The sequence below is a fragment of the Bacillus sp. SCT118 genome (assembly GCF_058566435.1).
On sequence record NZ_CP191225.1, the window covers coordinates 3616167 to 3628075 of the forward strand.

At 44.9% G+C, this 11909-nt stretch carries 11 protein-coding genes; 4 read left to right on the forward strand and 7 right to left on the reverse strand.

Annotation, left to right across the window (positions count from 1 at the left end; translation table 11 throughout):
* Positions 1-129 precede the first annotated feature (129 nt).
* Together ACQVGT_RS18645 and ACQVGT_RS18650 are read left to right on the forward strand one after the other, a co-directional pair.
* The gene (locus ACQVGT_RS18645; RefSeq protein WP_015382763.1) at positions 130-1590 is read left to right on the forward strand and encodes an ABC transporter permease; all 1461 of its coding nucleotides are present in this window, start codon (positions 130-132) and stop codon (positions 1588-1590) included.
* Positions 1591-1605: 15 nt separating this feature from the next.
* Positions 1606-2286 carry an ABC transporter ATP-binding protein gene (locus tag ACQVGT_RS18650; protein WP_015382762.1) on the forward strand — a complete coding sequence of 227 codons (681 nt, stop codon included), beginning with the start codon at positions 1606-1608 and terminating at the stop codon, positions 2284-2286.
* Between the two features lie 104 nt (positions 2287-2390).
* Here the strand turns inward: ACQVGT_RS18650 and gerKB are convergent, their stop codons facing one another.
* Genes gerKB through gerKA form a run of 3 tightly spaced genes read right to left on the reverse strand, consistent with a single transcriptional unit; the run spans position 2391 to position 6384 of the window.
* The gene (gene gerKB / locus ACQVGT_RS18655; protein WP_015382761.1) at positions 2391-3512 is read right to left on the reverse strand and encodes an endospore germination permease GerKB; all 1122 of its coding nucleotides are present in this window, start codon (positions 3510-3512) and stop codon (positions 2391-2393) included.
* A gap of 24 nt (positions 3513-3536) precedes the next feature.
* Positions 3537-4760: a spore germination protein GerKC gene (gerKC, locus tag ACQVGT_RS18660; protein ID WP_015482791.1), complete on the reverse strand. Its 1224-nt coding sequence runs from the start codon at positions 4758-4760 to the stop codon at positions 3537-3539.
* A complete protein-coding gene (gerKA, locus tag ACQVGT_RS18665; RefSeq protein ID WP_015482790.1) occupies positions 4750-6384 on the reverse strand; it encodes a spore germination protein GerKA in 1635 nt (544 codons plus the stop codon). Before gerKA ends, gerKC begins: the two co-directional genes overlap by 11 nt.
* Positions 6385-6509: 125 nt before the next feature.
* Between gerKA and ACQVGT_RS18670 the strand changes: the two genes are divergently transcribed.
* Positions 6510-6731, forward strand: coding sequence for a YczF family membrane protein (locus ACQVGT_RS18670; protein ID WP_014475793.1), 222 nt, complete (start codon positions 6510-6512; stop codon positions 6729-6731).
* A 14-nt stretch (positions 6732-6745) separates the two neighbouring features.
* On the opposite strand, the gene ACQVGT_RS18675 is transcribed toward ACQVGT_RS18670, so the two are convergent.
* Positions 6746-8500 carry a right-handed parallel beta-helix repeat-containing protein gene (locus tag ACQVGT_RS18675; RefSeq protein ID WP_015382757.1) on the reverse strand — a complete coding sequence of 585 codons (1755 nt, stop codon included), beginning with the start codon at positions 8498-8500 and terminating at the stop codon, positions 6746-6748.
* Positions 8501-8779: 279 nt separating this feature from the next.
* On the opposite strand from ACQVGT_RS18675, the gene ACQVGT_RS18680 reads away from it, so the two are divergent.
* Positions 8780-10258, forward strand: coding sequence for a peptide MFS transporter (locus ACQVGT_RS18680; RefSeq protein WP_015482789.1), 1479 nt, complete (start codon positions 8780-8782; stop codon positions 10256-10258).
* A 40-nt stretch (positions 10259-10298) separates the two neighbouring features.
* On the opposite strand, the gene ACQVGT_RS18685 is transcribed toward ACQVGT_RS18680, so the two are convergent.
* The 3 genes from ACQVGT_RS18685 to bsdD all read right to left on the reverse strand — a co-directional run bounded on the left by ACQVGT_RS18685 (position 10299) and on the right by bsdD (position 11898).
* Positions 10299-11144, reverse strand: coding sequence for an alpha/beta fold hydrolase (locus ACQVGT_RS18685; protein WP_015382755.1), 846 nt, complete (start codon positions 11142-11144; stop codon positions 10299-10301).
* Positions 11145-11209: 65 nt separating this feature from the next.
* Positions 11210-11674, reverse strand: a complete 465-nt coding sequence (locus ACQVGT_RS18690) for a pyridoxamine 5'-phosphate oxidase family protein (RefSeq protein WP_015482788.1) — start codon at positions 11672-11674, stop codon at positions 11210-11212.
* Positions 11671-11898, reverse strand: a complete 228-nt coding sequence (gene bsdD / locus ACQVGT_RS18695; RefSeq protein ID WP_010886405.1) for a phenolic acid decarboxylase subunit BsdD — start codon at positions 11896-11898, stop codon at positions 11671-11673. Before bsdD ends, ACQVGT_RS18690 begins: the two co-directional genes overlap by 4 nt.
* Positions 11899-11909: the final 11 nt, after the last annotated feature.

The window sequence follows — 11909 nt, forward strand, 5'->3', positions numbered from 1 at the left end:
TTATTTCATCAACTAGAAATAGATTGTTCATATTTTTTTCATACCTTTGGACTACTATTAATTTATCAGCAAGGGGACGCGCCCCAGAGGCGGTCTTATCAATAAAAATACCAATGCGGAGGAACATAAATGAACTTTATCAAACGAGCCTTTTGGAATATGAAGGCTAAAAAGGGAAAAACGTTATTGCAATTATTTGTGTTTACAGTCATATGTGTCTTTGTGCTATCAGGCCTCACCATCCAGTCGGCAGCACAAAAGTCAAGCGAACTGGCCAGACAGGAACTCGGCGGAAGCGTGACACTTCAGGTTGACCGCCAAAAGCAAATGGAAAAACAGCAGGACAGCGGTGAAAAACGCAGCTTCGAATCAACACCGATCAAAGTGTCTGATGCGAATAAGCTTGCAGCGCTTGATCATGTGAAGAGCTACAATTACACCACATCAGCTTCAGCCAACGCAGGAAACTTTGATGCGATTGAAAGCTCTAGTTCAAGTGATTCCAGCTCCAGCAGTTCAAGCTCAAACGCTAAAAACAGCCAAGGCGGCGGACAAGGCGGACCGCAAATGGTGCAAGCCGATCTTTCGATTGAAGGTGTCATCAGCACAGCATTAGTTGATGACTTCTCTGACGGAGATTCAAAAATCACTGACGGACGCGCGATTACAAAATCAGATGTCGGCAAAAAAGTAACAGTGATCAACGAAACATTAGCGGAAGAAAATGATTTAAGCGTTGGCGATTCGATCACAATTGAATCAGCAACAGATGAAGATACGACAGTAAAGCTGAAGATCGTCGGTATTTATAAAACAACATCTTCAGGTGATGACCAAGCCCAAAATTTCTCTTTCTTAAATCCTTATAACAAGCTTTATACGCCTTACACAGCAACAGCGGCGCTGAAAGGCGACGACTATAAAAATACGATTGACTCAGCTGTTTACTATATGGACGACGCGAAAAATATGGATGCTTTCGTAAAAGCAGCGAAGAAAACATCAATTGACTTCGATACGTACACACTGAATACAAACGATCAGCTTTACCAGCAAATGGTCGGCCCGATTGAAAATGTGGCTTCTTTCTCTAAAAACGTTGTGTATCTTGTATCAGTGGCAGGCGCCGTCATCCTTGGCCTGATTGTCATGATGTCAATCAGGGAGCGCAAATACGAAATGGGCGTGTTAATGGCCATCGGTGAAAAACGATGGAAATTGATTGGACAGTTCTTGACTGAGATTCTGATTGTGGCCGTTATCGCTATCGGCCTTGCATCTGTGACGGGAAATCTCGTCGCGAATCAGCTTGGAAATCAGCTTTTATCCCAGCAGATCAGTTCATCAACCGATTCAACGCAAACCGCAAGCGGACAAATGCCCGGCGGCGGTGGCGGCATGGGCGGCGGAATGTTCGGCCACAGTTCATCAAACGTGGACGTTATCGATTCACTGAACGTCGCGGTTTCTATGAACGACATGCTTATTCTTGGCGGGATCGGCATCCTAATCGCAATCATTGCAACATTGCTGCCGTCAATTTCAGTACTGCGGCTTCATCCGAAAACGATATTGACAAAACAGGAATAGAAAGAGGCGAAACCTATGAGCTTATTAGAATTTCAACAAGTCGGCTACTGGTATAAAGACAAAAGCCAGCCATTGTTTCAGGATATTAACATCAGCTTTCAAAAAGGCAAATTCTACACAATCGTCGGCACATCAGGGACGGGGAAAACCACTTTCCTATCTCTGGCAGGCGGACTTGACGCACCAAAAGAAGGAAACATCCTTTACGACGGAAAAGCTGTTTCCAAAATCGGCTTAACCAATTTCAGAAATCAATATGTATCAATCGTCTTTCAGGCGTACAACCTGCTCCCGTATATGACGGCTTTGCAGAACGTCACAACCGCTATGGAAATCACAGGTTCTAAAGAAAAGAACAAAGAATCATATGCGCTTGACATGCTGCAGAAGGTTGGCATCAACGAAAAACAAGCCCGGCAAAAAGTGCTCACACTGAGCGGCGGACAGCAGCAGCGGGTATCAATTACAAGGGCTTTCTGCTGTGACACGGATCTTATCGTAGCCGATGAACCGACCGGAAACCTTGATGAGGACACATCAAAAGAAATTGTACGCCTCTTTCAAGATCTGGCGCACAAGGAAAATAAATGCGTCATTATGGTGACGCACGATGAACAAATTGCAAAAGTGTCAGACATCAATATCAGACTTTCAAGAGGAAGCTTTACTGTGAAGGAAAACGTCGCAGTCGTATAACAAAACGCGCCTCTGCCAGTGCAGACAGGGGCGCACCCTATATCCCCCTTTTATATAGAAGTGAACATAAAAAGAGCGGCGGCTGCATCCCCCCGCTCTTTTTATCATTTTTTTGCTCCTGTCCCTTTTGACTTCTCTCTTCGTTTCTTTTTCCAAACAGCCACAATAAACAGAAAGAGCGGAAACAAAAATTGAAAAGGCAAATGAATATACAGCGGCACCACGTTCAAGCCTTCGTTCAAGTGCTCTGAAAAGTTAGTCGCAATCGTTATAGAAAGGATTAAGATGCCCAATCCCATCGGATAAGCCAATTGAGAGGGGTTCTTTTCCTTAAAGAGCGTAGATGTCCCAACCACAGTGGCATATAAGTAGAGGCTGACCTTAAAGAAGCCGCCGATGATCAGCGCCAGCATAAAAAAGACATCGAGCCGGTCTAAAAATTCTTCGACCTTGATTGTCTGGATCGTACTTAAAAGCGGAAACTGGGATCTGAGTGTAAGATCAACATCAAGCACGCTGATATTAATCGCCACGGTGAGCGCCACAACCAATCCGCTAATAGCCATGGCGATCATCCCCACTTTTTTCACATCTTTTCTGTCATTCAGGTTAGGGAAAATCATCACAAATAAAACGACTTCGCCAAACGGAACGTACATGGTCTGAGTGAAAACAGAGTAAAGGACAGGAGAAATGCCGTCTGCCAAAACCGGTTTTAAGTTATGCGGGTCTATAGAACCTGAGACAACAATCAGCAAGAGGCCGATTGCGCCCAGTAAATACATGGCTCCGAAAAGCAGCTCAGCCGCGCGGGCGAGCACTTCGATTCCTTTTCTTACGGCGTATATGCTAACTACCACTAACAAACCATTTACAATAATGATAGGTGTATCATGATAAGCAAATGTCAGCAGCATTTCTCCAAAGTCACGCAGGACCCTTGCGGCAATATAGGCAAAGTACAAGATATAGAGAAATGAAAACAGCCAGCTCAGCTTGGTTCCCAGCATATCATCCATATATTCTTTCGGAGAAGAATTCGGGTAACATTGATAAATGCCTTGATACAAATAGAAAAGAAACAAACCGGCTGCACACCCCAACAGAACTGCGATCCAAGCATCCCTGCCCGCCATTGATCCCGGTGTAATCAATAAGGAGCTGCCCAGCTCAAAAATGATAATCATGACAAACAGCTGCCTGATGCTTATTCTGGCTTTTTCCATCTGTCACTTCCCCTTTCTCCAGACCTAATCATCTTTAAACTGGTGTTTGATCGGATTGTTTCGCAATCCCGTTCTTCTGATATACGTCTCGGCCTTCACATCGATAGGCAGTTCGGGCAAATATTCTTTGTCCCATGTATCCTTCATTTTCTCCCACTGCTCCGGATACTTTCTATATATCGTGTCACCAAAACCGATAAAATCTATTTTATTCTTCTTGATTTTTTTCACAGTATGGCTAATTTCCATTTCAAGCTCTTTGTTGAGCGCTTTTTCAATAGCGGCCAGCACCTTCGGATTAGATAATTGGAAAGGGTATTTGACAGCATCTATAATTCCTTCAACCGTCACTTTCACATGGATGTGCGGACGTCCGTTCCGCATATCAGGTACCAGCTTTGTATCTTGATGGGTAACCTGCAAGCTGACCGCATCTTTCGTCTTGCCCCAATCAGCATTAATAAACGTATGCTGGACCTTATTCATAAGCCAGACTGCCCCCACGCTTTCATCATCTTCAATCCAATACTTTAAATACCCGGCCTTATCAAAAACCGCCAAACCGTCTGCCTGAAGAATGGCTTTCGGGTCAGTCGCCTGCGTGTTTTCCATGCTGACTCCTTTTTTATCATCGCCAATCATCAAATAACCCGGAATAATCGGTGCCCTTGTGTCGCTGGCAAGTGTTTTCAAAACGTCCTGAATATTGGTTTTGACCACCCGTCCGTATTGCGCCTCCGTGAAATCGAGTGTTTTATTGACTTTGTTTGACGGAATTTTATCAATCGGAGTCAGGATTTTCACGATATTTTCTGCTTTTGTTTTATGGGCAACGACGAAGGTCGCCGTTGTCCTGAATTCCGTGTCCCGGTCAAGATTGTCTAATACAAAATCCAGCCCTTCCTCTTTCGCCAGCTTTTCGCTGATTACGACCAGGTTGGTATGGGCAAAATAAAGCCGCCGCGATACCTTCATGGAGGCTTTTCTGAGTGCTTCCGTCAAATTGTCGCCTTCAATCGAATAGACAGATACAGGCGGCCTGTCTCCAGCACCGCCTCCCTGAAGCCCGCCGGCGACATTTCCGGGATTGATAATTTGAAGATGCAGCACGTAGTTGCCTTCGTTTGTCCTATCGATGCCAATTGCCGAGATAATCGCAAGATCTGTCAGTTCCCGCTTATCCCAGCAGCCGGGCAGCACAATGACGCTCAAAATCATGAGAACGGCTAATAGACATTTACGTACCATTCTGATCCCCTTCTTCCAAATCTTTGTTCACCATTCCTCGTGAAGCGGCCGGCTCTGGGCGTTGATCTTGCCCCTGCCGCACCTTATCTTCCTTACTGACCGATTCCGGCCTTTTTTCATCGGCCCACCACGGAACACGGAAAAGCGCGTCCTTTACGCCTTGTGAAGAAAAAGGTGCAAGCGGCGACATATATGGAACGCCGAATGAACGAAGACTGCATAAGTGGACAAACATCATAATGATCCCTAAAATCAGCCCGTAAAAACCCAAAACAGCTGAGGCAATAATAAAAATAAACCGAATAAGCCGGGCTGAAATGGCCATCGCGAACGCAGGTGTTGCGAAGCTCGCAATCGCGGTGAGTGCAACGACAATAACCATTGCCGGAGAGACGATACCAGCCTGTACGGCAGCCTGGCCGATTACGAGCGCGCCTACGATTGATACTGCCGAGCCGACAACCCGGGGCAGCCTGACTCCCGCTTCCCTCAGAATCTCAAAAGCAACCTCCATCGTCAGCGCCTCCACAACAGCCGGAAACGGAACAATTTCCCGCTGGGCCGCAATGACCACTAACAGCTGAGTCGGTATCATTTCTTGATGAAACGTCGTGGCTGCCACGTATACAGCCGGAGCCACAAGCGAAATGAAAAAGACTAAAACGCGAAGAATCCGTATGCTTGTCGCAATGTCAAAACGTGAATAATAATCCTCAACAGACTGAAAAAATTGAACAAATAAGGCCGGAGCAATAAGCACAAACGGTGTTCCGTCCACAATTATCGCGAATCTTCCTTCTAACAGATTTCCCGCTACAACATCAGGACGTTCTGTATGATACATGGTCGGAAATGTCGTAAAGGTTTCATCTTCAATCAGCTGCTCAATATATCCAGATTCCAAAATACTGTCAATATCTATTTTTTCCAGGCGCTGTTTCACTTCCTTCAGCACCTTTTCATCACATATTCCTTGAATGTACATGAGAGCGATATCCGTATTCGTAACAGAACCTTTTTTCATTTTTTCAACCCATAAATTCGGATTTTTAATGTATCGCCGGATCATGGAAATATTGGTTTGCAGAGACTCTGTAAACCCTTGGCGCGGGCCGCGGAATGACACCTGGGTGCTCGGCTCTTGGATGGAGCGCTGCTCTCCCCCTTGAGTGCTGCAAATCAAAGCTTCATCATAGCCATCTGCAAAAACGAGCGCATTGCCGAGCATTAACTCGGAAAAAAGCTTGCCCCAGCTCTTTTCCGCTTTCACTCCGCCCAGGGGGAGCGTTTTTTCAAGAATTTGCTGGATCGCATGGGAATTCTGGATAGACTCATCCTGTACCAAAGGATCGATTAACGACTCATGGATTGTGTTATTATCGACCAGGCCTGCAATATAAATAACAGCCAAATGGACATGATCCTGCTCCCCGATTTTAATCTCACGAATGATGACGTCAGAGCTGCTTCCGACTTCCTTTTTCGTTTCCGCTATATTCTTTGCCAAACTTGGAGAAATGAGAACCGGCCTTTCTTTTTCTTGCTGCTGTTCCTGATTCCTTTCGTCTGTATTCTGCTTGTCTTTTGAATCGGTATTGTTCTTTTGCTTAGAAAATAAAGGCATACACAAATACCTTTCCTTGTCGTTTTCTCATATTCTTCCTTTTAAAATTGAGATTATGCATTAGGTTTAGATGCGGTATAACTTCTCCGCCAACGATAGACACTAAAAACGGAGGATGATGAAGCATGAAGATATTGGGCGTGACAGGAGTTATATTAATTTGTTTATTAGCTATTTCTGTATTGATGGACATGCTTCAAGGGTTCAGTTTAACAAAAGCCATTTATAACAATATGTCCAGCTTTAAGATGACAACATTTGCGGAATGGGTCGTGCTTTTATTTTTTGTTTTAGTACTTGTGAGAGAAATGTACGTGATCTATAAATCGAAAAAAAAGAACCCCTAGAGGGGGCGCTTTTTTCAGACAATAATATTGCCGTCTATTGTGTCACTGCTGTGTTTGTTGATGGTCCCTTTAAAAATGCGGTTGCCGATGATTTTAGAATTGGTTGCCGTGTTTGTTTGAATAGCTATCGCAGTGCCCGCGGAGAGGTTATTGATGGTGTTTCCTGAGATGATAGAGCCTGCCGAGCCATTGATATAAATCACAATCGGATTCCCGGCTGTTCTGTTGACTGAAATGGTATTATCAAAAATCTCATGCACACCGGCGCTGATATAGATGGTGACCAAAAGCGGAGATCTCTCTAAGTGGTTGCCGATAATTGAGGTTTTTGCACTTGTGGAGCAATAAATGGGGTAATTTTTGAACTCTTTAAATGTATTGTTTTTGATGATAGCGCCGGCATTGTTTGTGACGGAAACAGAATATGATTCCGGCACTGCTTCAAACGCATCAGGATTCAGTGTATTCCCTTCAATCACCGCGTTCCCTTGAGCAATCCAAATGCCCCGGCTGAATTTTCTCAGGAGATTATCTTTAATGATCATATTTCCGCCGGAAACGTTCACACCGTCAACGACTTGAATGAGACAGTTATTCAGAAAAGCGGTGTCATCTGACAGCACTGCACGAAGACCGATGCTGCGCCTTGTTTCAGACAGTCCGTTTTGAATTTGGTTTCCGTCTACCTTTACGTCGAAGGATTGATAAACCAATATCCCTGTGTTTTCAAAGTTGCTGATTTTGTTGTTCGTCACAAGAACGCTCTTTCCCCTGACATCAATTCCTGTTGAAAATCCGGTAATGAGGTTGCCAGCGATCACTGCATCACTGGACTCTTTTCCTTGTGATACACCGAGTCCGGTTATCCCGACTCTTGGCGCAGCCGCCGCGTCTTCAGGGCGTCTCAGTATATTTCCTTTGATCACTGTTTGCGTCCCATATCCGTAGCTGATTGTATTGTCTGAGTGATTTCCTTCTATTAAAATGCCATACCCGTTAAAATTGGTCACAGAACTTGAAACGTTTCCAACAAAGTGGTTATTGCGAATTGATACATTAATCGGTTCCTCATAATCAACGTCACCTTCGCCATATCCTTCAATGTCAATTCCGAATTTCGGCGCTGTTCCATTCCCCGTTCCGGCATCTTCAATCAAGCATTCCTCCACCGTGACCATGTCACATCCGGTAATGGAAATGTTATTTCTCCTCGACCGCCGAACCTCACAGCGGCGGATGATAATTTGCTCTGACGTTCGATAATCTTGATTGGTCTTTAATCCCCTTGGGCTGACTATGATCCCATCGCCGGTAAAATCAGAAATTTTCACATCATCAATGACAACATTCGAGCATCCTTCAATACATATGCCAAAGCCCCATTCATGGGTTGATCTTATCCCCGCCGAAGCATACGTATGCTCATCCCGTTCGCCGATAATTTGTCCCCCGGAAATGGTTATATTCTCTTGCTTGCCTACATAAAATGCGGAATAACCCCACGAACTATTCGGTATCACTTTCATGATACATTCGGGGTCCATCATAATCTCAAGGTTGCCGGGAACAATGATCCCCGCGTTTCGAAACTTCTGATTAAGATCTCCGCCAAGCGTTCCGTCTATTAAATATGTTCCCTTTGGAAACCAGACAGTATGATAGCCTTTCGATACAGCTGTACTGAGGCACTGATTAATCCGTTCTGTCGAATCCGTTTTACCATCTCCAGGAACACCGAAATCCGCTGCATTTAATATGAATTCAGCCAATTGCGAGCCTCCTTCTCTATGATTACTATCATGTTACTCACAAAGGCCCGATCTGCTTGTACATTTCTCTAAAATTTTATTAAAAAAATATAAAGGAAGAGTTATGTAAGAAAATCTCACGATAAAAAGTTTAAAAATTAGGAGGAAATCACTATTTTTAGGTATTTATAATTTTTCCAATATGGAACTATTTGAAATGAGTATAAATTATATTGACACAAGTATTATATAAGAATATGATTTTTATAATACACTTTTTTTAGAAAGGGTTTGGCTGACATGGCTTCGATTGATAACGAAAGTATCATTAAAAGCGTCCCGCAAAAAGGGTTCTTTGGTCACCCGCGAGGACTATTTACACTATTTTTCACCGAATTTTGGGAGCGTTTCTCTTACTATGGAATGAGAGCAATCTTACTTTACTATTTGTATACAGAGACGGTAAACGGAGGGCTCGGCTTTGATAAGGGCACTGCGGTTGCCATTATGTCGATTTACGGATCACTCGTATACATGTCCACCATTATTGGCGGATGGCTCGCTGACCGGGTATTCGGTACCGCAAACACCGTGTTTTACGGCGGCATATTCATTATGTTCGGCCACATTGCACTCGCCTATCCGGGCAGCGCGATCGCATTCTATATCAGCATGGTGCTTATTATTGTCGGAACAGGCTTATTAAAACCAAACGTTTCAAGCGTGGTTGGGGATCTTTACACGAAAGAAGACCCGCGCCGCGACTCAGGTTTCAGTATTTTCTACATGGGGATTAACCTCGGTGGTTTACTTGCGCCATTAATTGTCGGAACACTCGGACAGAAGTACAACTATCATCTCGGCTTCGGAGCTGCCGCAGTCGGAATGCTTCTCGGACTTATCGTATTTGCTTTGACAAGGAAGAAAAACCTCGGGCTTGCAGGTTCCAATGTGCCAAATCCGCTGTCTAAAAAATCTGCGATTGGCACCGGAATCGGTGTTATCATCGTGGCGATCGCAGTGATTATCTCTGTACAAACAGGCGTGCTGACGATCAATCGTTTTATCGACCTTGTAAGTATTCTCGGTATTTTGATTCCTGTCATTTATTTCATCATCATGTTTACAAGCAAAAAAGCGGACAGCACAGAAAAATCCCGTCTTGCCGCTTACGTTCCTTTGTTTATCGGTGCTGTCATGTTCTGGGCCATTCAGGAACAGGGGGCGACCATTCTTGCGGTATACGCTGATGAACGCATTAGACTTTCATTGGGCGGATTCGAACTTCAGTCATCATGGTTCCAATCATTAAATCCATTGTTTGTTGTCATTTTTGCGCCAATATTCGCATGGCTCTGGATGAAGCTTGGCAAACGCCAGCCGTCTACACCAGTTAAATTCTCAATCGGAATTATTTTAGCCGGATTGTCTTTTATCATTATGGTATTCCCTGCTATGCAAGGAAAAGAAGCACTCGTAAGCCCGCTTTGGCTCGTTCTCAGCTTCCTGCTTGTCGTGCTTGGAGAGCTGTGCCTGTCTCCAGTCGGTTTATCCGTAACAACGAAACTGGCGCCAGCTGCATTCTCTGCACAGACAATGAGTATGTGGTTTCTGACTAACGCAGCAGCCCAAGCGATCAATGCCCAAGTAGCCGGATTGTTTGATAAAATTCCTGAAACAATGTACTTCGGCACCATCGGTTTGATTTCTATCGTTCTTGGCGGCATTCTCCTGCTGCTCTCGCCGATGATCAAACGCGCGATGAAAGGGGTCTTATAATCAGAAACAGCCCGCGGATTTTGATCTGCGGGCTGTTTTTTTATTGATCCAGCCATTTGCTGACGCTTTGATCAAAGGCTTCCGGTTCTTCCAGCATCGGCTGATGGCCGCTCCTTTCAAAAATAACCTTATCCACATGGGGATATAAACCGTCAACTGCATCCCATAGCGAAACGGGCGCAACCAAATAATCATATCTCCCTAATCCAATATACACCGGCATACGAACATCAGCTAACCGCTGAATAAGATCAAGCCGGGCAAATGTATTGCCCCATAATTCATCAATGATCGGCATATTCGTGAATACACCGTCCCATAAGGCAGCTGCATGCGGCCGCTCTTGATAAAAGCTTTTCGCTTCAGCGCGAATACACATGTGCACAAAGCGCCTTTCAGGATCTTTGTCGATGTCCTGCGGCAAATTCGCGATGTCTTTTTCAAAGCGTTTCTTTCTCTCAAGACTGGCTGCTTCCCTGAAAAATGATTCGCTTTTTCGCTGTCTTTCTTCACTGTTATCAGGCGCAGTATTGAAGAGCGCCACCTTCCGAACTTGTTTGGGATATGTCCTGGCATACTCTAAAGCCATAAAAGCGTGCCCGGAATGTCCCAGGATAGTAACATCCTCAAGCTGAAGAAATGTTCTCATCCTTTCGATATCAGCCAAGACGGCATCAAGCCTCGAATCCTCCGCACGAAGCTCCCGCTTAGGCTTAGCAAATCCCCTATGGTCGACAAAGACCCATTGATATTTCTGTTTGATATCTGAGGAAAAAAGGCGCGGATAGTAAACCGCACTCCCGATCACAAGGATGGGTGCACCCTCGCCCTCAATTCGATAAGCTAAATCAAAGCCGTCCGAATGACAGATCCCCGCACGTTCCATTTTTCACACCCCCTTTGTTTTCATTATATAAAAAAAGCCTGACGCATGGCGTCAGGCTATCGATATTACCGCTTTAAATCTTCCAGGGTCTTTTCCCATCTGCCCAGCACCTCTTCAGCGCTATGAAGCTGTATACGGACACCAGAAGTCAAATCAGCGTATTTCGCAACGTCCTCCTTCACTGAAACGATGCGGCAGGAAAAACGGTCTCTATCATATTCGGCATCTTTCAAAGGCGGTAAAGGCGCGCATTCAAGCTTTACATAATAGGCCGCTCCCTTCCACCATGCCGTGAACTGTGCTTTTCCTGTACGAAGGATGTTGGCCGAAGTCATTGTGTTTTTCCACAGAGCGATTCGGATATCAGTTCGGCTCAGCGCGATAATTTCACCTGCACTGATCATAGCGGCATGCGGCCAACCATCTTCTGATACTGTTTGCAGAACGAAGGCCTCATGCTGCTTCTCATTCAGGCAGCTCCCGTCAAGCAGCTCAAAGAGACGGTCTGACATACAGTTCACGCGGATCAAGCCTTTCGTTCCGGCACCGCCGGAACTTCAATTGCTGTTTCTGTTTCCTTTGGATCAATTTTAAACGCTGGATTGTATTTTTCGGGATTTGTAATGCTTTCCGGTTCACAGGATCTCCATGTGAAAAAGCATGTTTGGCACTGATAAACTTCCCATGCGCCTTCTACAGGCGATTTGCTCATGACTTCTCCCTTTTTTGAGTCACATCGAGGACATGTATGCATTTCGAACATCC